Origin of the sequence: Gordonia sputi NBRC 100414 (assembly GCF_000248055.1) — a bacterium.
Taxonomy (GTDB): domain Bacteria; phylum Actinomycetota; class Actinomycetes; order Mycobacteriales; family Mycobacteriaceae; genus Gordonia; species Gordonia sputi.
Genome location: NZ_BAFC01000052.1, coordinates 88,836 through 114,853 on the forward strand (window position 1 = coordinate 88,836; position 26,018 = coordinate 114,853).

Annotated in this window: 22 protein-coding genes; 6 read left to right on the forward strand and 16 right to left on the reverse strand. The window is 66.7% G+C overall.

What is annotated here, in order from left to right; all coding sequences use genetic code 11:
• Nucleotides 1-128 precede the first annotated feature (128 nt).
• A complete protein-coding gene (locus tag GOSPT_RS08745) occupies nt 129-719 on the reverse strand; it encodes an antibiotic biosynthesis monooxygenase (protein WP_005205264.1) in 591 nt (196 codons plus the stop codon).
• A 57-nt stretch (nt 720-776) separates the two neighbouring features.
• Between GOSPT_RS08745 and GOSPT_RS08750 the strand changes: the two genes are divergently transcribed.
• Nucleotides 777-1,445, forward strand: a complete 669-nt coding sequence (locus GOSPT_RS08750) for an ACT domain-containing protein (protein WP_005205265.1) — start codon at nt 777-779, stop codon at nt 1,443-1,445.
• Between the two features lie 45 nt (nt 1,446-1,490).
• On the opposite strand, the gene GOSPT_RS08755 is transcribed toward GOSPT_RS08750, so the two are convergent.
• Nucleotides 1,491-1,814: a nuclear transport factor 2 family protein gene (locus tag GOSPT_RS08755; protein ID WP_005205267.1), complete on the reverse strand. Its 324-nt coding sequence runs from the start codon at nt 1,812-1,814 to the stop codon at nt 1,491-1,493.
• Between the two features lie 99 nt (nt 1,815-1,913).
• Nucleotides 1,914-2,693, reverse strand: a complete 780-nt coding sequence (locus tag GOSPT_RS08760) for an SDR family oxidoreductase (RefSeq protein WP_039855270.1) — start codon at nt 2,691-2,693, stop codon at nt 1,914-1,916.
• A 75-nt stretch (nt 2,694-2,768) separates the two neighbouring features.
• Here GOSPT_RS08760 and GOSPT_RS08765 point away from each other — a divergent pair, with 75 nt between their 5' ends.
• A complete protein-coding gene (locus GOSPT_RS08765; RefSeq protein WP_005205272.1) occupies nt 2,769-3,680 on the forward strand; it encodes a LysR family transcriptional regulator in 912 nt (303 codons plus the stop codon).
• On the opposite strand, the gene ligA is transcribed toward GOSPT_RS08765, so the two are convergent.
• Nucleotides 3,649-5,769 (reverse strand): NAD-dependent DNA ligase LigA, encoded by a 2,121-nt coding sequence (gene ligA / locus GOSPT_RS08770; protein ID WP_005205274.1) that lies wholly within the window; start codon nt 5,767-5,769, stop codon nt 3,649-3,651. The genes GOSPT_RS08765 and ligA overlap by 32 nt on opposite strands.
• A gap of 66 nt (nt 5,770-5,835) precedes the next feature.
• On the opposite strand from ligA, the gene GOSPT_RS08775 reads away from it, so the two are divergent.
• Nucleotides 5,836-6,219, forward strand: a complete 384-nt coding sequence (locus GOSPT_RS08775) for an MmcQ/YjbR family DNA-binding protein (protein WP_005205276.1) — start codon at nt 5,836-5,838, stop codon at nt 6,217-6,219.
• A 147-nt stretch (nt 6,220-6,366) separates the two neighbouring features.
• Here GOSPT_RS08775 and GOSPT_RS08780 read toward each other — a convergent pair whose 3' ends face one another.
• The 11 genes from GOSPT_RS08780 to GOSPT_RS08830 form a co-directional block, all read right to left on the reverse strand.
• Entirely contained in the window at nt 6,367-7,401 is a 1,035-nt protein-coding gene (locus tag GOSPT_RS08780; RefSeq protein ID WP_005205278.1) for a uroporphyrinogen decarboxylase/cobalamine-independent methonine synthase family protein, read from the reverse strand.
• An 11-nt stretch (nt 7,402-7,412) separates the two neighbouring features.
• Nucleotides 7,413-8,558, reverse strand: a complete 1,146-nt coding sequence (gene mnmA / locus GOSPT_RS08785) for a tRNA 2-thiouridine(34) synthase MnmA (protein WP_005205280.1) — start codon at nt 8,556-8,558, stop codon at nt 7,413-7,415.
• Nucleotides 8,558-9,760 (reverse strand): cysteine desulfurase family protein, encoded by a 1,203-nt coding sequence (locus GOSPT_RS08790; protein ID WP_005205284.1) that lies wholly within the window; start codon nt 9,758-9,760, stop codon nt 8,558-8,560. Before GOSPT_RS08790 ends, mnmA begins: the two co-directional genes overlap by 1 nt.
• Before the next feature lie 81 nt (nt 9,761-9,841).
• Nucleotides 9,842-11,218, reverse strand: coding sequence for an FAD-binding oxidoreductase (locus GOSPT_RS08795; RefSeq protein WP_005205287.1), 1,377 nt, complete (start codon nt 11,216-11,218; stop codon nt 9,842-9,844).
• A gap of 146 nt (nt 11,219-11,364) precedes the next feature.
• Nucleotides 11,365-14,925 carry an ATP-binding protein gene (locus GOSPT_RS08800; protein WP_005205289.1) on the reverse strand — a complete coding sequence of 1,187 codons (3,561 nt, stop codon included), beginning with the start codon at nt 14,923-14,925 and terminating at the stop codon, nt 11,365-11,367.
• Nucleotides 14,926-14,933: 8 nt separating this feature from the next.
• On the reverse strand, nt 14,934-16,520 hold the full coding sequence (locus GOSPT_RS08805; RefSeq protein WP_082965448.1) for an MFS transporter: 1,587 nt from the start codon (nt 16,518-16,520) through the stop codon (nt 14,934-14,936).
• Between the two features lie 129 nt (nt 16,521-16,649).
• Nucleotides 16,650-17,153 (reverse strand): DUF4334 domain-containing protein, encoded by a 504-nt coding sequence (locus tag GOSPT_RS08810; protein WP_005205293.1) that lies wholly within the window; start codon nt 17,151-17,153, stop codon nt 16,650-16,652.
• A gap of 117 nt (nt 17,154-17,270) precedes the next feature.
• Complete coding sequence (locus GOSPT_RS08815) at nt 17,271-18,209, reverse strand: lysophospholipid acyltransferase family protein (protein WP_005205295.1); 939 nt, start codon at nt 18,207-18,209, stop codon at nt 17,271-17,273.
• Between the two features lie 7 nt (nt 18,210-18,216).
• Nucleotides 18,217-19,119, reverse strand: a complete 903-nt coding sequence (locus tag GOSPT_RS08820; RefSeq protein ID WP_005205297.1) for a GNAT family N-acetyltransferase — start codon at nt 19,117-19,119, stop codon at nt 18,217-18,219.
• A gap of 195 nt (nt 19,120-19,314) precedes the next feature.
• The gene (locus GOSPT_RS08825; RefSeq protein ID WP_005205300.1) at nt 19,315-20,268 is read right to left on the reverse strand and encodes an electron transfer flavoprotein subunit alpha/FixB family protein; all 954 of its coding nucleotides are present in this window, start codon (nt 20,266-20,268) and stop codon (nt 19,315-19,317) included.
• Nucleotides 20,269-20,351: 83 nt separating this feature from the next.
• Nucleotides 20,352-21,137, reverse strand: a complete 786-nt coding sequence (locus tag GOSPT_RS08830; protein WP_005205303.1) for an electron transfer flavoprotein subunit beta/FixA family protein — start codon at nt 21,135-21,137, stop codon at nt 20,352-20,354.
• A 328-nt stretch (nt 21,138-21,465) separates the two neighbouring features.
• On the opposite strand from GOSPT_RS08830, the gene GOSPT_RS08835 reads away from it, so the two are divergent.
• From GOSPT_RS08835 to GOSPT_RS08845, 3 genes are read left to right on the forward strand one after another with little or no spacing between them, the layout of a single operon-like run.
• A complete protein-coding gene (locus tag GOSPT_RS08835; protein ID WP_039855278.1) occupies nt 21,466-22,245 on the forward strand; it encodes a class I SAM-dependent methyltransferase in 780 nt (259 codons plus the stop codon).
• Between the two features lie 16 nt (nt 22,246-22,261).
• On the forward strand, nt 22,262-23,827 hold the full coding sequence (locus GOSPT_RS08840) for a 1,4-alpha-glucan branching protein domain-containing protein (protein WP_005205306.1): 1,566 nt from the start codon (nt 22,262-22,264) through the stop codon (nt 23,825-23,827).
• The gene (locus tag GOSPT_RS08845) at nt 23,824-25,083 is read left to right on the forward strand and encodes a glycosyltransferase family 4 protein (RefSeq protein ID WP_039855282.1); all 1,260 of its coding nucleotides are present in this window, start codon (nt 23,824-23,826) and stop codon (nt 25,081-25,083) included. Before GOSPT_RS08840 ends, GOSPT_RS08845 begins: the two co-directional genes overlap by 4 nt.
• Before the next feature lie 44 nt (nt 25,084-25,127).
• Here the strand turns inward: GOSPT_RS08845 and GOSPT_RS08850 are convergent, their stop codons facing one another.
• Nucleotides 25,128-25,883 carry an acyltransferase gene (locus GOSPT_RS08850; protein WP_039855284.1) on the reverse strand — a complete coding sequence of 252 codons (756 nt, stop codon included), beginning with the start codon at nt 25,881-25,883 and terminating at the stop codon, nt 25,128-25,130.
• Nucleotides 25,884-26,018 lie beyond the last annotated feature (135 nt).

Genomic DNA, 26,018 nt, shown 5'->3' on the forward strand with positions numbered 1-26,018 from the left:
AGGCTGCACCCCGACAGCGAATACACGTGTTTCTGACACACGCGCGCGAAGCTTCGCTCGCACCTGTCAGAAACACGTGTTTTCTCCGGGCCGGAACTCTCTGAGTTCCCGAGCCAATTCGACGCTCCTCAATGGAGCCACGGCTTGAGTCGGCGGGTGATCCACGGCAGCACCAGGTAGACCATGATCGGCGTGTTGATCAGCGTCGCGATCAACGTCTTGAGCACCAGGGGCATCCCACCGAGATGGGGAATCACCAGAAAGTTGATCAGCAGCGACATCGGGAAGAAGCCCAGCCAGATGGTGACCGCCTGCTTCCACCGCGGCGGCGGTGCGCCCATCACCCGGACCGCGTTGGTCAGCGTCGACTGTGGTTCGAACCACCCCTCGATACCCGAGAGGCGATGCGTCGCATACTCGACGGCCACACCCTCACCGCGCGACAACCACGCCCTGCGCACCGGCGAGGAGTTCCAATCCTCGAGCGCGTCGTCGTCGGCGAAGCGGTAGACGACGTAGTACTCGTCGGGCTTGCTGCTCGACCGCAACCATCCACCGCCGAGGAAGCCGGGGAACGTGCGGGCGAGCGCGATCCCGGCGTCTGTCCAGGTGACGAAGTCGTGTTCACGCCCTGACTCGATGCGTCGCGCGACGGACGTCGTGACGTGCTGCGTGGCGGGCGCGTCGTCGTGATCGGGAATCGAAACCATGTCCTCCATCGTGGCAACAGCGCGCGGCCTATGCCATCCGAGCACGCCCGCGGCCACGGTGCGACAATGTCGCACGTGTCATATCTGCTGCGCGTGTACCTCGAGGACCGCCCCGGCAGCCTCGGACTGCTCGCCGTGCAGCTCGGGTCCGTCGGCGCCGACATCCTGTCTCTCGAGGTCGTCGAACGGGGCGACGGTTACGCCGTCGACGACCTCGTCGTCGATGTCACACCCGGCTCGCTTCCCGATGCGTTGATCACGGCGGCCGAACGGGTCAGCGGCGTGCGCGTCGACTCCATTCGTCCCTACAGCGGGCTACTCGACACTCACCGTGAACTCGAACTGGTCGACCAGGTGGCCACCGCAGACCATGACCGCCTGCAGGTCCTTGTCGACAACGCACCCCGCGTCCTGCGCGTCTCGTGGGCGATGGTCGTCACCAGGGCCGCAGGTGGCGTGCTCTCGCTCTACGGCAGCTCCGGCGCGCCCGAAACTCCGCTGACCAGCGCCGACTGGCTTCCGCTCAGTGAGGCCGCGCAGCTCGATCCCGACGCCGACTGGGTGCCCGGCGCCTGGCAGGAGATGGACACCCGCATGGCCGCAGCCCCACTTGGGGATGGCAGGAAGGCCCTGCTGCTCGGAAGGATCGGCGGGCCCGACTTCCGGCCGTCGGAGATCGCGCGTCTCGGTTACCTCTCGGGCATCGTCAGCACTGTGCTGCGCACCGAGTCGTAGCCGGATGGCGCGCGGCGGGGATGCCGCCGACGAAGCAACGACGGGTTATTCGCGAATTGTCATGCGCGACAGCTTGTCTCCGCTCACGGTGTAGGTGAAGGTCGACGGACCGTTGAATCCGTCTCCGCCGACAGTCGCGATGACGACCGTGTCGGCACCGATCGTCGTCACCTTCGTGACGTCGAGAGTGACGTTCTTACCGATGAATTCGTTGTCGCTCCAACCGGTGATCGCGTCGGGTCCGGTGAAGACCCGACCCCAATCGTCGACGGAGCCGTCCGGCGTAAAGGCGTCGAGGAACGCCTGCAGATCGCCCGCGTTCGTCGCGACGATCGACGCGGCAACGGGAGCGGGTAGCGAGGTGGTCATGTGATCTCCCTTGATGAATCGCGTCGGGCAGGCACTCGGATCCGCAAGCAATCCATCGGTGCCAGGTGAGCAACTACGGCCAGATCCAGTCTGACCGGGTCAGCGCGTGGTGTACCCCCCGTTCGCGAAGATTGTTTGTCCGGTGATCCAATGCCCTTCTGTCGCAAGGAAGGTCACGATCGGCGCGATGTCTTCGATTCGGGTGAGCCGGTTTCCCATCGCCTGTGACTTGTGGAATTCCACACGCTCCGGCGTCTCTTGCGGATAGAAGAACGGCGTGTCCATCGGTCCGGGTCCGATGTTGTTGACCGAGATGCCGCGATCGGCGAACTCCTTGGAAGCCGCGCGGGTGAAGTGCTCGACAGGCGCCTTACCACCGGCGTACGTCGAGTAGCCGTCGGTGTAGGCCGCGAGCAGAGAGGTGACAATGGTGATGATCGCACCGTCGTCGTTGAGTCGCTTTCCTGCTTCCTGAAGAAAGAAGTACGCGGCCTTCGCATTGATGTCGAACATCGAATCGTATTCGGCCTCAGTCGTTTCGACGATGGGCTTGCGCAGCACTTTGCCAACGGTGTTGACCGCGATGTCGACGCCACCGAATGCGCCGACAGCCTCGTCGAAGAGCGCGGCGACCGCGGCAGGAGCGGTGAGGTCTCCCTGAACAATGATCGCCTTGCCGCCCAGCTCTTCGACCGCGGCCGCGGTCTTCTCCGCCTCCGGCCTGCTGGCATCGCTGTTGTAGTGGACGGCGACGTTGGCGCCGTGTCCCGCGAGATCGCGCGACACGAGTCCACCGAGATTCTTCGCACCTGCCGCCACGACGGCACTCTTGCCGTCGAGAGGGCGAGTGAGAACGGATGAGCTCTGATTTTGCGTCATGCCTTCGACGGTAGGAATCCCGATACTCCAATTCAATCGGATCTTGCTGGACCTTACTCAAGTAACATTTGCGCTATGTCCGAATTGGGAGACGCTGCCGCACTGGACACCCGACGGCGCGAACAGTTCGTCGCCGTCGCGCAGGCCGGAACTCTGGCTGCGGCGGCAGAACAGATGTTCCTGACCCAGCAGGCGCTGTCGACGGCGCTGCGCCAACTCGAGCGCGAGGTCGGTGTGACGTTGTTCGACCGGTCGGGTCGACGTCTCGTGCTGACCGCCGCAGGCGAGGATCTCCTCGAGGGGGCGCTGCCACTGCTCGCCGGCGCGCGCGAACTCGCGCGATCGGTCCGACGTCGGGCGGCCGGGGTTCCCGACGCATTCACCATCGGACACTCACCTGCCCTGTCGGGCGATGAGGTCTTCGCGCTCGTCGAACCCGCCCTGGAGCTGCATCCCGACGTATCGGTGACGCTGATCAAGACTTTTCCCGACCGATTCACCGACCAATTGCTGTCGGGCGAGATCGATCTGGTGATGCGCCGCGGTGTCGAGACACCACCGCAACTGACCTCATCGATCGTCACCTATCACCCGTTGCGGCTGGCGATGGCGGCCGACCATCGCCTGGCCGACGCAGACACCATCTCGGTGCGAGATCTCCTGGACGTGCCCATCGTCGTGTGGGCTCCGGAACGGCAGTCCTTCTACACCGACTTCTTGGTCGCGCATCTGCGCCGCGGCGGCGTGGAGCCGACGTTGTGCGTCTGCCGTGTCCAGGGTGCACCACCCGCGACAGCAGTACTCGTCGATAACAGCGCTGTCGCGTTCGTGACCGATCCCGCGGGCACCAGTCACGAAAGTCGAGTCATCGTCAAGGATTTCGACTATCCGCCGCTGACCCCGGTGCAGGCGCTGTGGCTGCCGCACACGGTTTCGGCGTTCAGATCATCACTGCTCAACTCGGCTCCGGGTCAGACTCCGGAATAGCACGCGCAGGCCCCTCCCCTGTCTCCAGCAGACGCTTGAAATCGTCTTCGTCGAGCACGGGCACGCCGAGTTGTTCGGCCTTGGCCGCTTTGCTGCCGGGCGCGTCGCCGACGACCACGTAGTCGGTCTTCTTCGATACCGACCCCGACGCCTTACCGCCGCGCGCCAAGATTGCCTCCTTGGCACCGTCGCGGGAGAAGTCCTGTAGCGAGCCGGTGACGACGATGGTCTTGCCCTCGAGCGTGCGCACGATGGACTCGTCGCGCTCGTCCTCCATGGAAACCCCTGCGGCACGCCACTTCTCGACGATCTCGCGGTGCCAGTCGACGGCAAACCAGTCGTGAATGCTCTGCGCGAGGGTTCCGCCGAGTCCCTCGACGTCGGCGAGTTGTTCGGGCGTCGCGTCTTCGATCGCCTGTAGCGAGCCGAATTCGGTTGCGAGCGAACGCGCCGCAGTGGGGCCGACGTGACGGATCGACAGCGCGACGAGCACCCTCCAGAGCGGAACATCCTTGGCGCGTTGCAGATTGACGAGCAGCCGCTTGCCGTTAGCCGAGAGCTTGCCGTCCTTGGTGGTGAACAGGTCGACCTTGGCGAGATCGTCGGCGGTCAGTGAGAAGAGGTCGCCCTCGTTGACGATGACCCCCGAGCTCAGCAGTGCGGTCGCTGCCTCGTACCCGAGCGCCTCGATGTCGAAGGCGCCGCGGCCCGCGAGGTGGAACAGTCGCTCGCGCAGCTGCGCGGGACAGGATTTCGCGTTGGGACAACGGATGTCGGCGTCACTGTCTTTCTCGGGCCGCAGCGTGGAACCGCACTCCGGACAGCGCTCCGGCATCACGAATGCGCGCTCACTACCGTCGCGCAACTCCACGACCGGACCGAGCACCTCGGGAATCACGTCGCCCGCCTTGCGGATGGTGACCGTGTCGCCGATCAGCACACCCTTCCGGCGGACCTCCGACTCGTTGTGCAGCGTGGCGCGCGAGACCGTCGAGCCTGCGACGAGCACCGGTTCCATGAAGGCGAACGGCGTGACGCGGCCCGTTCGGCCGACACCGACCTTGATGTCGAGCAGCTTGGTGGTGGCCTCCTCGGGCGGGTACTTGTACGCGATCGCCCAGCGGGGTGCGCGCGAGGTGGAGCCGAGCCGACGCTGCTTCGCGAAGTCGTCGACCTTGACGACGATGCCGTCGATCTCGTGCTCGACGTCGTGTCGGTGCTCGCCCCAGTAGGCGATACGGTCGAGGATCGCGTCGGCTCCCGACACCTTGGTCGTGTGCGTCGACACCGGTAGCCCCCACGCCCCGATGGCAAGGTAGGCGTCGTGCAGAGACTTGGGTTTCCAGCCCTCGGTGTGGCCGAGCCCATGGCAGATCATCCTGAGCCGACGTCTGGCTGTGATCTGCGGGTTCTTCTGCCGCAACGAACCCGCCGCGGAGTTGCGGGGGTTGGCGAAGGGCGCCTTGCCGTCGTCGACGAGCGATGCGTTGAGCGCCTCGAAATCCTCGACGCGGAAGAACACCTCACCGCGGACTTCGAGAACATGCGGGATCGGGTACTCGTCGGTTGCGGTCAGCCGCGCCGGGACGTCTTCGATGGTGCGGGCGTTGAGCGTGACGTCCTCGCCGGTGCGTCCATCGCCGCGGGTGACGGCATGGTCGAGTACGCCGTCGATGTAGACCAGCGCGAGCGCGACTCCGTCGATCTTGAGTTCGCACAGGTACTCGGTGCCGACACCGACCTCCTCCTCGACCCGCGAGACCCACGTGCGCATCTCGTCGCCGTCGAAGACGTTGTCGAGTGACAGCATCCGTTCGAGATGGTCGACGGGGGTGAACGCCGTGGAGAATCCCCCACCGACCAGCTTGGTCGGTGAATCGGGCGTTGCGAGCTCGGGATGCGTGTCCTCGAGTTCCTGCAGTCGACGCAGGAGATGGTCGAACTCGCCGTCGGAGATGATCGGCGCGTCCTTGACGTAATAGCGGAACTGGTGGTCGCGAATCTCTTCAGCGAGCTTCGACCACTGCTCACGCAGATCCGCGCTGGGATCCCTCGTCGTGGGATCCGTGGTTCCGACGTCTTGTGCCACCCTCAAAGACTATCGAAGGGCACCGACACGCCCTCCCGCTCGGCTACCGTCCCCTATCGTCGACCTATGCCGCATCCCATCGCGTTCGACGATGACGATCCGCTGCTCGGCCGAGTGCGCACGATCGCACTCGCGCTACCCGACGCCACCGAGGTCGTCGCACACGGCCGACCGACGTTCCGCTGCGGGAAGATGTTCGGCACCTACGGCGGAAGCGTCAAGGGCGGCGAGCGCCACGACCAGTCGGTGCTGTTCATTCCCGACGACGCCGAACGCGACGCCCTCGTCGACGATCCGCGCTTCTTCCTCCCTGCTTACGTCGGCGTGTACGGCTGGCTCGGACTGCTTCTCGACAAGAAGACCGACTGGGACGAGGTCGCCGAGCTTCTCGACGCGAGCTACCGCCATGTGGCGCCCAAGAAGTCATTGGCCAAGCTTCCGCCGCTCTGAGGCGTCGACGGGGCCGGACTGAGCGACCGACCACCGGGACGCATGAATGTGTGTCGAATCCGAGGATGTGGGTGCTGCAGCACCCACATCTTTCGAAACGACACACATTGAAGAGTTCCTGGCCCCCGCCAGCCCTTTACGCAGCAGTCACAGCGCCTGCGGGTCCTCCGAAAGCAGCTCGCCTGCGCGTGCGCAGATGCCCAGGGCGGTGCGGGTCCACGCAGGCGGAGCCCCGGCCAGACCGCACGTCGGAGTCACGATCACGTTGTTGGACAGCACTTTTCGATTCAAACCGATGCGGTCGGTGATCGCGGCCAGCCCGCTGGCGACCGTTTCGGCTCGGGCGCGCCGATCGGCCCGCTGCGCCGAGACCACGCCCGCGACGAGGACATCCCCACGTTCGATCAAGGCACCGATTCCGTCGAGGGTCTCGGTGTCGAGCACGTCTGGCCCCGAGGAGATCGCGGCGTCGAGCACCACCGAATGTCCGACGCCGTGCAACCGCCCGATCACATCCCAGCGTGGCGCTCCGCAGTTGTGCACGATCGCCGGTCTCCCCACCTGTTCGACGATGCCCGAGAGCGCGTCCACCACCTCGGGGAGCGGGATCGCGCGGATCGGATCGAGGCGGGTCAGCGGAGTCACCGTGCCATCGAGGACGGCGCCGATCAGAGGTTCGTCGAGCTGCACGGTCACCTGCGCGCCCAGGCGTCGGGCAACCTCCGCGGCGTGCTCACGCAGCCCCTCGGCCGTCGACTCGACGACGTCATGCCACGCGCCGACGTCACGGAGCACCTTGTGGCCGTTGGGCAGCTCGACCGAGGCGGAGAAGGTGAACGGCCCGCACACCGCCACCTTGACCTGACGTCCGGTACCGATGAATCCCGCTGTGTCCCACAGTTCTTCGAGTGCGTCGAGGTCGAATCGCAGATAGTCCGACGCCGCGCGGGTGACGGCGGAGGGTCGTGCCGCGAGCCGGTAGCCCCACGGTCCGGCGTCGATCGGCATGTCGACGAGCAGGGTGCCCATTCGGCCGACCATGTCGGCTCCGATCCCGCGCGCGGGCAACTCGGCGAGGTAGGTGAAGTCGAGTTCGCCGCCCACAATCGCCGCGGCCTCTGTCGGATCGGTGCCCGGCATGGAGCCGACACCCGTACCGACACCGGTCGGCAGCGAGGTCATCACATCACCGGTCAGTGCGCACTCGACGACGCACCCGCGACGGCCGCGTCGCTGCGACGCACGTGCGAGGTGCCCGCGATACGACCCGAGCCGACGACGAGATCGCCTCGCTCGGCGTCGGGCAGGTACAGCACGGCCGCCTGGCCACGTGCGACGCCGGTCAGCGGCTCGCGCAACTCGATGTCGATTCCGGGGCGTCCGTCGTCGCCGGTGATCGGCGTCGCGACCGCCTGCGCGAGCCCACCGTGCGCGCGAACCTGCACGATGCACTCGATCGGGCCGCTCGGAACCTGTCCGGACGTCCACACGGCCTTGGTGGCGCTGATCGACCAGACCTGCAGGTTCTCTGCGGCTCCGACGGTCACGGTGCCCGATTCGGGGTCGATGTCGGTGACGTAGCGCGGACGCCCGTCGGCGGCGGGTGCGTCGATCCCGAGTCCCTTGCGCTGGCCGATGGTGAAGCCGTGTACGCCCTCGTGGTCGGCGAGACGTTCGCCCGAGTCGGCGTCGACAACGGCGCCGGGACGCACACCGATACGTGCGCCGAGGAACGCTCGGGTGTCGCCGGTCGGGATGAAGCAGATGTCGTGTGAGTCCGGCTTCGACGCAACGGACAGGCCGCGTCGGGCCGCCTCGTCGCGGATCTGCGGCTTGGAGGTGTCGCCGACCGGGAACATCGCCCGCGACAACTGCTGCTGGGTCAGGACGGCCAGCACGTACGACTGGTCTTTGTCATCGTCGACGGCGCGACGCAGCTCACCGTCGGCGAGTCGTGCGTAGTGGCCGGTCGCGAGGGCGTCGAAACCGAGCGCGACCGCCTTCTCGGCGAGGGCGGAGAACTTGATCTTCTCGTTGCAGGTCAGGCACGGATTGGGCGTCTGCCCTGCCGCGTAGGCCTCGACGAACTCGTCGATCACGTCGTCTTTGAACTTCTCCGCGAAGTCCCAGACGTAGAACGGGATGCCGAGGACGTCCGCGGCGCGGCGCGCATCGTCGGCGTCCTCACGTGAACAACATCCGCGAGAGCCGGTCCGCAGGGCCCCCGGCGCCGTCGACAGCGCGAGGTGCACGCCGACGACCTCGTGACCGGCGTCGACGGCACGTGCCGCGGCGACGGCCGAATCGACTCCTCCGCTCATGGCTGCCAGTACGCGCATCAGTTCCCCTTCCCCGCGGGAGTGGACACCAGACCGGCGACGCGGGCGCGGTCGACGACCTCGCCGATGATCTCGGCGACCGACTCGATGTCGGCGTCGGTGGTGGAATGAGAGAGCGAGAAGCGCAGCGACCCGCGCGCGTCGGCCATGCTGACCCCCATCGCCAGCAACACGTGGCTGGCCTGTGCGACGCCTGCGGTACACGCCGAACCCGTCGAGCACTCGACACCGTTGGCGTCGAGCAGCATCAGCAACGAATCCCCTTCGCAACCCGCGAACGACACGTGCACGTTGCCGGGCAGTCGGCGATCGTCGCGAGGCCCGTTGGCGGTCGCTCCGTCGATCGAGAGCAGCACGTCGAACAGGCGATCACGCATCGCTGCCACCTGCGGCAGCGTCTCGTCGAGTGTGTCGACCGACCGTCGCAGCGCGGCAGCCAATCCGACGATCCCCGGTACGTCCTGGGTGCCGGATCGCAGATCCCGCTCGTGACCGCCACCGTGGAGCAACGGAACACACTCGACGTCGCGGCCGAGAAGCAGCGCGCCACATCCGTACGGTCCACCGAACTTGTGCCCGGCAATACTCATCGCCGAGAGCCTGCTGCCCGCGAAGTCGACGGGGATGTGACCGGCGGCCTGTACGGCGTCGGAATGGACGGGAACGCCGAACTCGATACCGAGCGCCGCGATCTCGCTCACCGGCTGGATCGTCCCGACTTCGTTGTTGGCCCACATCACCGAGATCAGTGCCGTCTGCGCTGCGTGCTGCTCGAGTTCGGCACGCACGTGCGCGACCGACACCGCACCCTCGGCGTCGACCGGGATCACGACGAGTTCGGCGTCGTCGTTGTCGGCCAACCACTGCGCGGCGTCGAGCACGGCGTGATGTTCGACCGCGGACACCATGATTCGACGACGCTGCGCGTCTCCACGCCTGCGTGCCCAGTAGATGCCCTTGACCGCCAGGTTGTCGGCCTCGGTGCCGCCGCTGGTGAAGATCACTTCCGATGGCCGCGCACCGAGCGCCGACGCGACGGTCTCGCGGGCTTCCTCGAGGTGGCGCCGGGCACGACGACCCGAACCGTGCAACGACGACGCGTTACCCGGCTGGAGGTAGCAGGCGGTCATCGCCTCGAGTGCCTCCGGCAGCAGAGCTGTCGTCGCGGCATTGTCGAGGTAGACCGGGGCGCGGGATGACATGGACATACGCACCCCAGGATAAACGCGCGAACACCCGGGACCAATTCCGTCGTGCGGAGTCGGGTTACACCGGACCGGGTATCAGCGGACGACTTGGCCCACAGCGAGCACGCCGCCGGGATCGTGCTGCAGCGCCAGCGCTGCCAGCCAGGCCGCCGTCTCCTCGTCGTAGCAGGACCGGACACGCTCGGGGTCGGCGCTCGCGGTGAAGTTGGGAAGTCGTCCGCCGGTTGCCCACGCCGACATGTCGCCGATCAGCCGGTCGGCGTGCCCGGGCACGATGTCGGCGATCGGTGGCACCAGGACGCCGACGACGTGCATATTGAGCGCGGCGTCGCGGTGGCAGACCGCACTGTCGGGTCCGCGTTGCTCGGCGAACGCCCCTCCGAGCAGCCTCAGTTCCACCAGCAGTAGCGGCGAAGCGACCTCGGGTCCCACGTGGTCGAGCAGCGTGCGCACCGCGTCGTCGGGCAGCCCCGACAGCAACATGCCGTTCTCGTACGCAGGCTTCGGGTCGGTGGGGTCGGCATGGATCATGCCGACGGCGGCGTAGGGCATCGTGCCCACCGCGTCGAGAATCGGGGTCGCCACCGCGCGCATCGGCGCGAAGGTCGACGCGGCGGTGTCGGGGTCGGCGACGCTGGCGTAGCGCACGGCGACAGTGAGCTTGCCCGCGAGCATCGGCGGAACCCCCGGCATGTCGGGCAGCCGCAGGAGCGCGATCGACGTCGACGCCTCGCGGGGAAGATCCTGTGTCCACCGTTGCCATGCCGCGAGTACTGACGGCACGTCAGCTCCGTCGAAATAGACTGCGCCGCCATAGAATTCCGCGATCGGCAGTAATTCGATCTCCAGCTCGGTGACGATGCCGAGCGTCGCCTTCCCGCCGCGGCAACCCCAGAACAGATCGGGATCTGCATCGGCGCTGACCCGCCGGACGAGCCCGTCACCGGTGACCATCTCGATGGCGCGCACATAATCCGACGACACCCCGACCGACCGGACGAGCGGCCCGATACCGCCGCCGGACAGAAATCCCGCTACGCCAACGCCCGGCGCCGATCCGCACAGTGGCGCGAGTCCGAATTGCGCTGCCGCCTCGATGACCTGCTGCCAGCGGACGCCTGCACCGACCCGCGCTGTCCGCGTTGAAGGATCGATCTCGCACGTGTCGAGCGCACCGGTCCGGACCAACAACGACCGTCCGTCGGTCGGCGTCGCGCCGTGTCCGGTTGCATGGACGGCAACCGTCATGTCGTTTGCTGCGGCGAAAGCGACTGCCGCGGCAACATCGTCGCTGCCTGCCGCGTCGACGACCGCCCACGGGCGCCGCGACACCGAGGCGTTGAAGCTCACGGTCGCATAGCCCTCCTCGGAGGGACGGAAGACATTTCCGCGAATACTGGCGCGCAAACCCGCGATGTCGGCTTGGTCGATCCCGGTCGGTGTCTGGGTCATGGCGATGCTCCTCGAATGTGCACGTGGCGACCGGCTGGTCCGGCCGCACTCACACGATGTCGGCACACCCTTGGGATGATCTTGCGGTCTTCTTGGAGTGCACGCCAGCCGATGTCCGTCGTTCAGAGCACATCAATTCGTGCAGGTCAGACAATGCGCGCAGCGGTCGCCGTCGAAGCGAGTGCGCTCATGCCGGCAGCAGCAGCGAGCGCGGAGATATCGGCAAGCTCACGGTCACGCCGCGCTCCTGCAGGCGCGCGGGATGCCGCGGCCATCCGACACCGCAGAACCCCTGGCGTACTGGCCTGGGTCTCGGACAATTCTCGTGCGCGGTCGAGCGCCTCGATGGCGGCGTCGTCGTCACCGATCAAGAAGTACAACTCCGCGAGCGCGAGATCGACCGGGCCGATGCATCCGACCTGCCCGACGGTGGCGATGCACTGCGTGAATCGACTGAGATAGTCGATGAAAAGCTCGGCACGATCGGTCAATTCGAGTTCGACGACGACGCCGGCAAGGATGACCGCCTGGGCGAGCGACGTCCACATCATCGGCTCCCGCTCGCCCAACCAGGCGTCGATCATGTCGATCGCGAGGTCGGCGTCACCGTGCACACCCGCAACGGTGGCGACGCCCGAGGCCAGAAGTGTCGCAACGGAACTGCCCGAGGCACCGGACATCACCGAGCGCACCCACTGCAGCCGGTCGTTTCCATCGATTCCCAGGACGTCGTCGACGATCTGCTCGAACATCCCCTCCTGCGTTGCCATCGCCATCATCGCAAGCGCTCCACTCCCGGCGACGTAGAGTTGCGTCTGCTGGTGGACCGCATAGGCGGTCTCGAAATGCATACGCGCACGGTCGAATTGACCATGCCAGACCGCGACGGCGGCCTCCATCCACCGCAGTTGTGCGCGCAGTATCGGTAGACGCATCCGTTCGCTGCCGACGATCCCGCGCCGTAGGTGCCGTTCGGTGGCGTCGAGGTCGCCGAGTGTCATCGTCGCCATCGACAGCACAGAATCGACGATCACCTCGTCGAGCGCCGAGAACGTATGCGGCAGCTCACGAATGGCGATACCGAGCGCGACCGACTCCTGCGCCCGTTCTGCGACGCCGGAATACGTCAGCAAGCGCGCGACCATGACGTCGGCGAGCACGTCGGGATCACCGAGCTGGTGCGCGAGCGCCTCCGCGCGGGCGAGAAGTGTCGCCGGGATCGCGGCGTCACGGTTGTAGCAGGTGCCGATGGCCAACGCGCCCAACACCCGTGCGCTGCTCGCCGCGTCGCCGTCGGTGAACTCGCCTGCGGTCGCCAATAGGTCCTGTAGTGGGCCGGTCTCGGTTCCCGGCGCAACCCACGGCCATCCCCCGCCGGACCTGATCAGCGTGGCGGCCAGTCGTCCAGCCGTCTGCGGACTCCCCGAACGCATCGCATCGCTCAGTCGTTCGGCCACCATCTCGAGCACCGTCGCGACGTTTCCGGCACGCAGATGCGCGTCGAGGAGGTCGACGAGCAGAGCATCGCGCATGGCGACGTCGGCGGCGGCGCTCTCGGAGGCCTCATAGGTGCGCAGTGCGGCATCGAGCCAGTAGGCGGCGCTCACCGAATCCCATCGTGATGTCGCGTCGGCGGCGACCCGACGACACGCCTCGACCACGTCGACCACCTCGGCCAAGGGCAGGGCTTGCAGGAGGTGGCCTGCCCGCCGCGCCGACGACGCCGAATCTGTTGCCGACGCAAGCACTTCGGCCGTGCGCAGGTGAATTCTGCAGCGTCGCAACGTTTTGATGCCCGCCATCGCCTCTCCACGCAGTAGGGCGTGCGCGAACACGGTGCGCCCGTGGCCCACGCCGGTCACCACGATCCGCTCGTCGACCGCGTCGTCGATGCAGTCGGCGACCTCGTCGACATCACGGTCCATCACGTGCGCGAGGAGCGGGACGTCTATGTCGTCACCGATGACCGCGGCATAGCCGACCACCTCACGCGTCGCGGGGTCGAGCGAGGCGAGCCGTCGATCGAGTACCGAACGGACAGCCGCCGGAACGATTTCTCCGCGTTGCGAATCCGGGAGCCGCGCATACTCCGCGACGAAGAGCGGGTTACCGCCGGTGCGGGCGACGAGTTCGTCGAGCTCGCCCGACGAGAGCTCGACGTCGGATATCTCCCGCACCAATGCGGTGACCTCATGGCGCGTCAATGCGGGAACGTCGACGATACGACCCCCTGCCCGCACCATCGCCGAGCGCAGGCGAGCGATCGCAGGCCCGCCCTCCTCGTCGCGCACCGTGGCGATCACCCGCACCGGCACCCGCTGCAGAGCCGTGGTCAGGTAGACCAGCAGGTCGATCGACATGGGATCGGCCCACTGCGCGTCGTCGACGATGACGGTGACCGGTCGGGCCGCGGCGTGTGACTCGAGGAGACCCTGCACGCGTTCGTACACCGCGAACCGCGCGGCGTCGGCGTCGACTCCCGGTGGAACCGATAACACGGAGTCGGCGTCGGTATTCAGTTCGCGGCAGAGTTGACGCATCGGCCACCATGCCGGAATGCCCTGTGAGTCAGGACATCTCACCCACACTACGATGTCTCCGTTGGCCGACGCCATCCGAGCTGCCTCCTCGGCGAGCCTGGTCTTGCCGATCCCTGCCGCACCCGACAGGGCCAGCCACCGCGTGACCGGACCCCGATCGTCGACGAAAAGCGTTGCCAGCGTGCGCCGCTGCGTGTCACGCCCGACAAGCGCGCCGTCCGGCCCGGCTGCCGGACCTCCTCCGGCAGTGACGACCTCCGGCGTATCGACGTATGCGCCTTGTACGCCGGCATGTGCAGTGTCGGCACTTTCCGCACGAGGACTTTCCGCATGGGGATTGTCGGCGTCCACCCCGCCGGCCGGTGACGGCGCCGGGCCGGCCCCCGACCAGCGGGGTGCTCGCGGCCAGGCCGCGATTTCGGGGTCGTGGCGCAGAATCGCGCCCTGCAACTGGCGCAGTTCGTTGCTCGGGTCGAGGCCGAGTTCGTCGTCGAGTCGTCGAACATGCTCTGTGTACACGGCGAGCGCATCGGCGCCGCGGCCCGCACGGTAGAGCGCCATCATGTGCAGCCAGGCAGCACGATCGCGGAGCGGATCGAGCGTGCGCAACGTCGACGTCTCGGTGAGCGCCTGACCGGTGTCGCCGTGCGCGAGCAGCGTCGTGATGTACGCCTCCGTGACGGACAGTCGCATCTCGGACGCCGCAACGGAATCGGGGCCGACCCACTTCTCGTCGGCCATGTCTGCCAACAAGGGTCCACGCCACAACCTGCGTGCTTGTTCGCAGAGTTGCAGTGCATCATGCCAACGGGCGGCGTCGACCTCGTCGCGAATCCTGCGTGCTAGGGCAACGTACTCGACGAGGTCGACGGAGTCGTCGGCGATGGTCAGTCGATATCCGGGACTGATCCGCTCGATGGGCGACGGCCCACCGGACTCACCGCGTAGCGCGCGCCGCAGATTGGAGATGTAGGCCTGCAGGCTCGTCGTCGCGGCGGGCGGCGGATGCGTACCCCACACCGAGTCGATCAGCCGATCGACCGACACCACCGCGCCGCGCGCAAGGATCAACGCGCCCAGGACGATTCGCTGCTTGGGCGATCCCAGATCGACTGTCTCGCCTGCACGACGAACCTCGAGGGGACCGAGGATCAGATACTCCCGCATCTCTCCCCTCACACCTGTGGACCGGAATGTCGGAAAAACGGCGATTCCGAGTCTACGACCGGCATCGCAACGATGTGGGCTGTCCGAGCCGGAGCGACCGGCCCGACAGCATCGACGCTCGCGCGCGCCGACCGCATTGCCACGATCACCACGAGCGCACCGAGCACTGCGATCGCGGCGCTGATCCACAACGCACGGCCAAGCGCGTCGACGTAGGCGGCGGGCTGTCCGCCGTTCAAGACGGAAACGGCAGGAAACACCGCACCCAGTGCTGCCACGCCGAGCGCGATTCCCGACTGACGGAAGACATCGTTGACGCCGGCGGCAAGACCCGCGTCGTCGTGCGCGGCCTCGGCCAACACGACCCCGCTCATCACGGGGTTGAACACACCCGCACCGACGCAGGCGACGAGGAAGCCGGGCACCATGATCCAGCCACTGCTGTGCTGGCCCGCACACGTCATCCAGACCAGTCCCGCCGCCACCGCGAACAGGGCCGTCGACAGGAGCACCCAGGGCGCGACGCGTCCGACGACGCGATCGGTGAGACCCGCGACGACGAGCATGACCATCGTCCCCGGCAGATAGACGAGGCCCGCGGCGATCGCCGACATCCCGAGCACCCCCTGCAGATAGATGGTCACGTACACGAACACGGCGAACATCGACGCACTGATCGCGAACGTTGCGACCTGAGCTCCCGCAAATGCAGGGTTGGTGAACATGCGCAGCGGCAGCATAGGTTGCGCGACAACGGATTCGACAACGAGGAACGCGACGAACGCGATCCCGGCGACGCCGAATGCGCTCAGCGTTACCGCATCCGCCCAACCGCGCGAGTTGGCTTCGACGAGTCCATAGGTCAATGCACCCAGCGCGAGAACAACATTCAGCTGACCCCACACGTCACCCCGTCGCGGACGACTGCTCGCCGACTCATCGATCCACCGTGTCGCGTAGATCATCGCAATACCCAGCGGAACGTTGACGACGAAGATTGCGCGCCAGTCGATCCAGTCGGTGAGTACACCGCCGAGCAGCGGTCCGACAGCGAACGACGCCCCGATGGTCGCCCCATAGGCCGCCAATGCCTTGGTGCGTTCCTCTTTCCCGGGAAATGCGTTCGCCAGCAACGCGAGTGAGGAGGCGAACAGCAGCGCGGCGCCCAACCCCTGGCCGACACGTGCGGCGTTCAAGGTGAGGATGTCACCCGCAGCCGCACAGACCGCGGACCCGATGGTGAACACCACGGCGCCGACGACGAAGACGCGACGTCGGCCGATGCGGTCAGCCCATGCGCCTGCGCTGAGAACGATCGTCGCCAACGCGAGTGTGTATCCGTCGATCACCCATTTGAGCGAGGTCATCCCCGCGTCGAATTCGCGTGCCATCGCGGGTAGCGCTGTGTTGACCACTGCGATGTCGAGCATGAGCATCGCGGTTGCCACACACACCACGGCGAGTGTCACGCGCTGAACCGGGGTCCACCTCTGCTTTCCGACGTCGACCGGCCGGTGCGGCGCTGGCGTTGGGCGCCTCGCGCGAGTGTGTGATGTGCGAATGTGTGGCGTGCGGGTGCGTCTGGTCTGCGCCATGGCTTCTGCCTTCGTGTCGATCCTTCAGGGACGACGACAGACTGCGATGACACGCTTGGCGATCACTTGCCGACTTCTTGACGCGGGCGGTTGCGACGCAGATGTGGTAAGAGCGTCGACGCTCAGAACTCAGTCACGTTCGAGGTAGAAGTAGAAATGGCGGCCGCCGATGAGGCCGCCGGTGCCGTTCATGATGCCCATCACCGTGGTGTCGTCGACGCGCTTGAAGTGGTCGATCACGGGCTGGCCGTCGTAGACCATCGACGCCGTGACCTCGCCGCGGAATTCGATGGCCCACAACGACGCCTCACCCTTGCCGACGCTGGTGTTGGAGTACAGCTCTCCCGATTCGTCGCGGCACACCAGCGGCTGCACCTCGCTGAGCGAGATGAAGTTCTTGCCGTACCAACCGATCTTGGTTAGCAGTCCGTTCATCGCGTGGCCGGTGACGAACTCGCCACCGCGCCAACTCCCGAGCATGTCGGCAGGTCTGATGGTGTCGAGATCGGCCCAGACCGCGTCGAGGTCGGCGTCGGCGACAGCGCCCCGAGCGGCACGCAGCTCACTGAACCGCGCCCGTGCGGCTTCGCGACGTGCGTCGTTCTCGGTGTCTGTCTGCGAACTCGCGGTCACGAAATCTCCCGACGGCCAGGCGCACCGTAGGGATCGGCGCGGTTTTCTCACCGTATCGGATCGAGCGATCGGGTGTGTCTTCCGCGGTCACCGATGTGAGTCAGCTGCTCCGGTGGCCTACGGATGAGCGTGTGCGGGCGCCCCACCGACAAGTTCGGCGCAGCGCTCGGCGAGTTCACGACGGTCCGACCCGGGAAGTTGCGACTCATGCACTCGGATACGCACCGCGAGGCCGCGGGTGCGCAGCACACGTCGAAGCGTGTCGGCAGGCGAATCATCGCCGATGAAACCTGCTGCGGCCGTGACCATTCCGGAGACCTCGAACTCGACGTGCAGCGGAATGACAGGCACTCCTGCGTCGATCGCCGCCTGAAAGAACGCGGGCCGGAATTCACCGCGGGCACGTCCGCACCAGGTGGTGCCCTCCGGGAACACCGCCACCGAGTTGTCGGCCTGCAGTTCTGCCACCGCCCGATCGACGGTTGCGGGCAGGGTACGCAGCGAGCCGCGGTCGATCGAGATGATTCCGAGTCGCCGAGCAAGCGTTGACACGACGGGCATCGACATCACGTCGCATTTGGCGACGAACCGGGCCGGGTTGACGACCGCGACGGCCAGGATGTCGAGATACGAGATGTGATTGGACACCACGAGCCCACGGGTGCTCGCGGCGAACGGCCGACGATCGTCGATCACCACTCGCACGCCCAAGGACCACAACAGAGTTCGCGCACTCGTGCGGATGTATGCACGACGCAGGAGTCGCGGCAGCACTGCGACGAGCGAACCCATCAGCAGGAAGACGATGGTCGACGCCGCCAGCAGGACCACGCGAGTCGCGACGACGAGCACGTTGGCCCGGGCGAATGGGTTGTCGGCGTGGCAGAGGTCGCCGCATGGGCTGGCCGGGTACCACGCGTGACGGTGACCCTCGGGCCTGACCGTCGCGGACGACGAAGGCTTGGTGGCGGAGGCAGAGTGCGCGGTCGGCACCACTGTCTGCGTCGGCAGTGATGCGGGGGACGTCGGAGGGCTGATGATCGCTGCGGCCGTCATACGGACCTCACTCTCGTGGAGATACTGCGAGTCGCGCGCCTGTCGCACGAAGTCTGTCGAGGTAGCGGGTGTTGGCGTGTTCGCGGTCGATGATGGTGACGAAGTCGCCGACGTCGAAGATCTCGTCGATCGCCGGTTCACCGCAGACCGTCGCGCCGAGACGCAGGTAGGCGCGCAGGAGCGGCGGGAGGGTGAGCGTCGACGGCGGCTCGATCTCGTCGAGAATGCGACCGTCGATCAGTGGGCTGTGCAACGGGGTGGTTCGCCACGGCGCCCGGTGGCGGGTGAGGACGTGGTCGCGGACGCCGCGCAGCGTCGAACCTCGCTGTTCGTCACCGGGACCACCGAGCGGAACCGAGACGCAGCCCATCAGGTAGCGGTAGTCCGCGTCGTCGAGGTATCGCAACACTGCGGCCCATAGCAGCGCGGTGATTGCGCCGTGGCGATGGCCTGGCGCCACGCATGCGCGGCCCATCTCGACGACCGACCCGCCTATCTGGTTGATCTCGGTGAGGTCGAATTCGCTTGCCGAGTACCAACCGCCCGCGGCGATGGCTCGCGGCGGTGCGAGCAGTCGTGCACAGCCCAGAACGCCGTACTCGTCGTCGATGGCGACGAGGTGCTCGGCGAACTCGTCGACGTGGTCGGCGTCGCGGCGGGTTGTCGGGTCGCCGATCTGATCGGAGAAGCCCGGCTCGGCGGCGAAGACGTCGTAGCGGAGTCGTTGGACAGCGTCGATCAGCTCCGGGGACTCGGTGAGAACGATCCGCAGCCGTCCGGCGTCGACGAGGGTGCGTCCGTGTGCAACACCCGGGCTGTCCAGTACGTCTGTCATGCCCCAGATGAAAGCCAGTCGCAACGACCGGCCTGCTACGTGCGCGTGACGTGTCGGGGCGCGCTCGGTGAACAAAAAGCAGCGATCCCCGACCCAGGTGGGCCGGGGATCGCTGATAGTGGTTTCGACAGGCTCAACCAGCGGGCTGTGACCCGATGATCGAGCTTGTCGAGATCACCGAGTGGTTTCGACAGGCTCAACCAGCAAGCCCGCTGATCGAGCGATAAGCCCGCTGATCGAGCCATTAACCGCTGATCGAGCTTGTCGAGATCACTTCCGCTTCTTGACCTCTTCGGTCAGCTGCGGTGCGACGTTGAAGAGGTCGCCGACGATGCCGAAGTCGGAGATCTCGAAGATCGGCGCTTCCTCGTCCTTGTTGACGGCGACGATCGTCTTCGAGGTCTGCATACCTGCGCGGTGCTGGATCGCACCCGAGATGCCGAGTGCGACGTAGAGCTGCGGCGACACGGTCTTGCCGGTCTGACCGACCTGGAACTGGCCCGGGTAGTAGCCCGAGTCGACGGCGGCACGCGAGGCGCCGACAGCGGCACCGAGCGAGTCGGCGAGCTCCTCGACGACGGAGAACTTCTCGGCGCTTCCGACGCCACGACCACCGGAGACGACGATCGATGCCTCGGTGAGCTCCGGACGGTCGCCACCGACGTTCGGCTCGACCTTGGTGATCTTCACGCCACCCTCCTGCGCCGGAACCTCGACGTCGACGCGCTCGCCCGCAGCAGCCTGCGGTGCGGCCTCGACGCCACCGGGGCGCACGGAGAAGATGGGGGTGTCGCCCTTGGCCTGCGCGTCAACGGTGAACGCACCACCGAAGATCGAGTGGACGCCGACAGCGCCTTCCTTGACGTCGACGACGTCGGCGAGCACGCCCGAGCCGAGACGCACGGCGAGACGGCCTGCGATCTCCTTGCCGTCGGCGTTCGCCGCGACGAGGATGCCCGCGGGCGATGCCTGCTCAGCGACCGACGACAGGACGTCGACCTTGGGGCTGATCAGGTAGTTGGCTGCGTCGTCGGACTCGGCGACGTAGATCTTCTCGGCACCGGCGGCCTTGAGGTCGTCGATGATGCCGTCGGCGCCACCGGGTGCGCCGACCACTACGGCCGACGGCGCACCGAGTGCACGAGCGGCGGTGATCAGTTCGTTGGTCACCTTCTTGAGGGCGCCCTCGGCGTCCTGCTCGACCAGAACGAGTACTTCTGCCATTGTTTTGCTCCTGGATGTCTGGTGGCCTGCGGCGAGTCTGCTGACCGCGCGGGCCGGTGAGGTGGTCTCGGTGCGTTCGGCGCCTAGATGATCTTCTGGCTGACCAGGTACTCGGCAACCTTCACGCCACCGTCGCCCTCGTCGGTGACACGCTCACCCGCGGTCTTCGGAGGCTTCGGGGTCGAGCTGGTGACCGTCGTGCCCGCATTCTCGAGGCCCACATCGGAAGGCTCGACGTCGATCTCGGCGAGGCCGACGACCTGAACTTCCTTCTTCTTGGCGGCCATGATGCCCTTGAAGGACGGGAAGCGCGGCTCGTTGATCTTCTCGTTGACACTGACGATCGCGGGAAGCTCGGCCTCGACGTGGTAGATGCCGTCGTCGGTCTCGCGCTCGCCCTTGAGGGACTCGCCCTCGACGGTCAGCTTGCGCAGATGCGTGAGGTGCGGCAGTTCGAGGTACTCGGCGATCATCGCGGGGATCGCGCCGACGCGACCGTCGGTGGCCTCGTTACCTGCGATGACCAGCTCGACGCCCTCGACGGTGCCGAGTGCGCGGGCGAGCACGTATGCGGTCTGAACCGCGTCCGAACCGTGCAGCGCATCGTCCTTGATGTGGATGGCCTTGTCGGCACCCATCGAAAGTGCCTTGCGGATGGCTTCGGTGGCGCGCTCGGGACCTGCGGTGAGGATGGTGACCTCGCCCCCGTTGGCCTCCTTGATCTGCAGCGCTTCCTCGACCGCACGCTCGTTGATCTCGTCGAGCACGGCGTCAGCGGCTTCGCGATCAAGCGTGTAGTCGGTCTCGGAGAGCTTTCGCTCGGACCAGGTGTCCGGAACCTGCTTGATCAGAACGACAATGTTTGTCATGGGTCTACGTCGACCTCCTGCGTCGGGTTCGGCAACTTACCGGCGGGTAAGGCCATCGGTCTCCACCCACTTTAGCGTCTCCTATTTTGCCTTAGAACATCACCTACCTCACACTATGGCGGCGTTCTCACGGGCAGGATGTGACGACTGCGGGCAGGCGAAGCGACTGTGGCACGTTCTTGGGACGGCCCCGGGTACTAGTCTCATGGGGATGATCGACGCACAGGGCTCGACTACGGACCGTCTGCCGACGGTGAGCACGGGTTCGCAGGCCACCCCTCAGGCAACTTCAGGGACGACTTCCGAGGCCACACGACCCGCGGCCGGCATGGACGCATTGGACACCGAAGCCCAACTGGCGCTGACCGGCGAGCGGACGGTTCCCGGCATCCCGGCAGAGAACTACTGGTTCCGTCGCCACGAGATCGCCTACCGGTTCATCGCGGAGTCGTGCAGTGGGAAAGAGGTTCTCGAGGCAGGCTCCGGTGAGGGCTACGGCGGCGCGATGCTCGCCGCCGCGGGCGCGACGGTCACCTGCGTCGACTACGACGCGTCGGCCGTCGAACACACCCGCAGGCGCTACCCGGAACTGACGATGATCGCGGGCAACCTCGTTGATCTCCCGCTCCCCGACGAATCGGTCGACGTCGTGGTGAACTTCCAGGTCATCGAGCATCTGTGGGATCAAGCCGCGTTCATCGCCGAGTGCCGTCGAGTGCTGCGCCCCGGCGGGCGTCTCTTTATCTCGACGCCCAATCGCATCACCTTCTCGCCCGGCCGCGACACCCCGCTCAATCCGTTCCACACGCGCGAACTCGACGCCGTCGAGCTCACCGATCTCCTGACCGACGGCGGGCTGGAATCCGTTGTGATGCATGGCGTTTACCACGGCCCGGGCCTGGCGGAGTTGGACGCGAAGTGGGGCGGGTCCCTGATCGACGCACAGATCGAGCGCGCCTTGGCGGGAGAGGACTGGCCCGCCGACCTCGTCGCCGACGTCGCCGCGATCTCCGCTGACGACTTCGTGATTCTCGAAACCTCCCCAAACAGCGCAACCGCAGACATCGACGCCTCGCTCGACCTCTTCGCCATCGCGGTCCGACCCTGAGCACCCGGCACACCCGATGACAATTTCCTCATCCCGCACTGCGACGCACCCACAGGGCAGCGGCGACGCCGTGCCCGGCCAGTTCACCCTGGTGCTGCACTCTCACCTGCCGTGGCTGGCCAATCACGGTCGCTGGCCGGTCGGCGAGGAGTGGCTCTACCAGTCGTGGGCGGCGTCGTATCTTCTTGTCTTCGCCATGCTCCGACGGCTGGCGGCCGACGGATTCACCGATCAGCTCTCGCTGGGCATCACGCCTGTGCTGGCCGCCCAACTCGACGACCCGCACTGCCTTCGCTCCATGCACGAGTGGCTCGCCGACTGGCAACTGAGGGCGGTGGCGGCCGCGGACAATCCGGATATCGTCCGCCGCGAACTCGCCGCGCACGAATTCCGATGTGCGGCAAGCGCACTGGGCGATTTCGAACGCCACTGGCAACACGGTGCGAGCCCGCTGATCCGAGCACTGGCCGACAGCGGCGTCGTCGACATCCTCGGCGGCCCGCTCGCCCATCCGTTCGCTCCGCTGCTCGACCCGCGCTTGCGTCGATTCTCTCTGGCCGAGGGGCTTGCCGACGCTCGATCACGGTGGGGTGCTGCGCCGCAAGGGATCTGGGCGCCCGAATGCGCGTTCACGCCGGGGATGGAGTCCGAGTATTCGGCTGCGGGCGTGCGACATTTCATGGTCGACGGCCCCGCGCTGCACGGCGACACCTCGCTCGCGCGACCCGTCGGAGACTCCGAGGTCCTCGCCTTCGGTCGCGACCTGACCGTGAGTTATCAAGTGTGGTCACCGAAATCGGGATATCCGGGCCACTCCGTCTACCGCGACTTCCACACCTACGACCACACGACCGGCTTCAAGATGTCGCGTGTGACCGGCAAAACCGTTGCGGCGCAGAATAAGAAACCCTACGACCCCGACCGCGTCGCACCAGTGATCGATCGCCATGTCGACGACTTCGTCGAACATGTACGCGCGCGCCTGATCTCGGAATCGGAGCGTATCGGCCGACCGGCGCTGGTCGTCGCGGCGTTCGACACCGAGCTGTTCGGGCACTGGTGGCATGAGGGACCCGTGTGGCTCGAACAGGTGCTTCGACGCCTCCCCGAAGCCGGGGTGCGGGTCGGGACGATGGCATCGGCAGCAGCCGATGGCCTTGTCGGAGAACCGGTGTCGCTCACTGACAGCTCGTGGGGTTCCGGCAAGGACTGGCGTGTATGGAATGGTCCGCAGGTCGAGCACCTCGTCGAACTCAACGCAGAGGTGGTCGAGACAGCACTCGACACCGTCGACAAACTTCTCGATGCGGAGTCGGGTCGTGATCGCGTTGCCGATCAGATCGTCCGGGAGACCCTGCTGACCGTCTCGTCGGATTGGCCCTTCATGGTCTCCAAGGACACCGCTGCCGAGTACGCGGTGCGTCGAGCCCACACCCACGCACACGCCACACGTGAGATCGCCGACGCCGCGCTACGCGGACGCACCGAGCAGGCGGCACGTCTTGCCGCGAGCTGGAATCTCGCCGACGGACTGTTCGCCGACCTCGACGCCCGTCGACTCCGCGGAGACGAGCGCGCATGAGAGTGCTGCTCGTTTCGTGGGAGTACCCGCCGGTCGTGGTGGGCGGCCTCGGCAGGCACGTACACCACCTCGCCACCGAGCTCGCCGCCATCGGGCACGACGTCGCGGTACTGACCCGCAGGCCGTCGGGTACCGACGCGCTGACACACCCGACCACCGACACCGTCGTCGAGGGTGTGCGGGTGATCGCCGTCGCGGAAGATCCACCGGAATTCGAGTTCGGGCAGGACATGATGGCGTGGACACTCGCCATGGGTCACTCATTCGTCCGCGCCGGACTCGGCATCCTCACTGCCGATTCCGACGCACGCTGGACACCCGAGGTGGTGCACGCCCACGACTGGCTCGTTGCGCACCCGGCGATCACGCTCGCCGAGCTGTTCGACGTCCCGCTCGTCTCGACGATCCACGCCACCGAGGCGGGCAGGCATAGCGGCTGGGTCAGCGGGCGGACCAACCGTCAGGTGCACTCGGTCGAGTGGTGGCTCGCCAACGAGTCCGACGCGCTGATCGCCTGTTCGGCGTCGATGCGTGACGAGGTGACCAGGCTCTTCGGGCCAGGGCTGCCCGACGTCCAGGTCATCCACAACGGCATCGACGTCGACATCTGGCCCTACGCCGAACGAACACGCACGCAGGGTCCCGCGGAACTGCTGTTCGCCGGGCGCCTCGAATACGAGAAGGGCGTGCAGGATCTTCTCGCCGCGCTCCCCCGCATCCGACGCACCCATCCGGGCACCACGCTGACCATTGCGGGCGACGGCACTCAGTACGACTGGCTCGTCGACACCGCTCGCCGCCATCGGGTCTCGCGCGCGGTGCGTTTCCTTGGCGGCGTCGGCCATGACGAACTCGTCGACCTGATGCATCGGTGCGACGCGATCGTGCTGCCGTCGCGGTACGAACCGTTCGGCATCGTCGCCCTCGAGGCCGCTGCCACCGGCGCGCCTCTGGTGGTTTCCACGGCGGGCGGACTCGGCGAGGCTGTCGTGGCGCCGGTGACCGGGCTGACGTTCACGCCCGGCGACGTCGCGGGGCTGACCGCCGCGGTGCGGTCATGCCTGTCGGATCCGGTACAGACCGCTGCGCGCGCACGACGCGCCCGTGCGCGATTGACTGCGGAGTTCTCCTGGCGGGAGGTGGCCGAACGCACCAGCGGCGTCTACCTCTCCGCCAAGCGTCGAGTCCGCCATCCCGTGGGACGCCCGTTCATCGCCGAAAGGCCACTCCCGGAACGCGATCCGGAGCAGCCCTGAGCCGCACATCGGCCCAGGGCACGCGGACGGGTCAGGCGGACGGGTCAGGCGCCAGGAACCTGGCGGGCTTGGGCCTTCTTACGTTCGATGTCGGCAAGTGCGCGTTCGAGTTCGGCGCGCTCCTCGGCGTTGGAGGCCCAGTCGTCCTTACGGTTCTTCACGACCCGCGCGGGAGCGCCGACGGCGATCGAATAGTCGGGGATCACGCCCTTGACCACGGCATGCGACCCGAGCACGCACCCTCGCCCGACGATCGTGTTGCGCAGGACCGAGACCTTCGCGGCCACCCAGGTGTCGGCGCCGATACGGACCGGCCCCTTCACGATGCCCTGGTCCTTGATCGGCAGCGTGATGTCGTCGGTCTTGTGGTCGAAGTCGCAGATGTAGCACCAGTCGGCGACGAGGACCGATCCGCCGATCTCGAGGTCGAGGTAGGAGTTGACCACGTTGTTGCAGCCGAAGACCGTCTTGTCGCCGATGCGCATCGTGCCCTCGTGGCACCGGATCGAGTTGCCGTCACCGATGTGGACCCAGCGTCCGATCTCCATCCTGCTCAGCTCCGGCGTCGCGTGAATCTCGACGTTGCGGCCGAGGAAGAGCATTCCTCGGAGCACGATGTGCGGGTTGGTCATCCGGAACCGCGCGAGCCGGTAGTACCGCACCAGGTACCAGGGTGTGTACGCCTTGTTGCGCAACACCCAGCGCAGCGAATCGAGGGTGAGGAAGCGCGCCTGTCGCGGGTCGCGGCGTCGACCTGCTCGCCACCGCGACCGATACGAGGCGTTCCACATCGTCGTCATGACGACTCACCATAATCGACGCCGCTGTCGGCTTCGGCGGCGGAGCCGCGGCTTCAGTGGGCAGCGGAGCCGCCGTGCGAACCAGCGGCGAAGCGTCGCACGATAGGCTCAACTGCTGGCGTCCCGGTGCAGTGC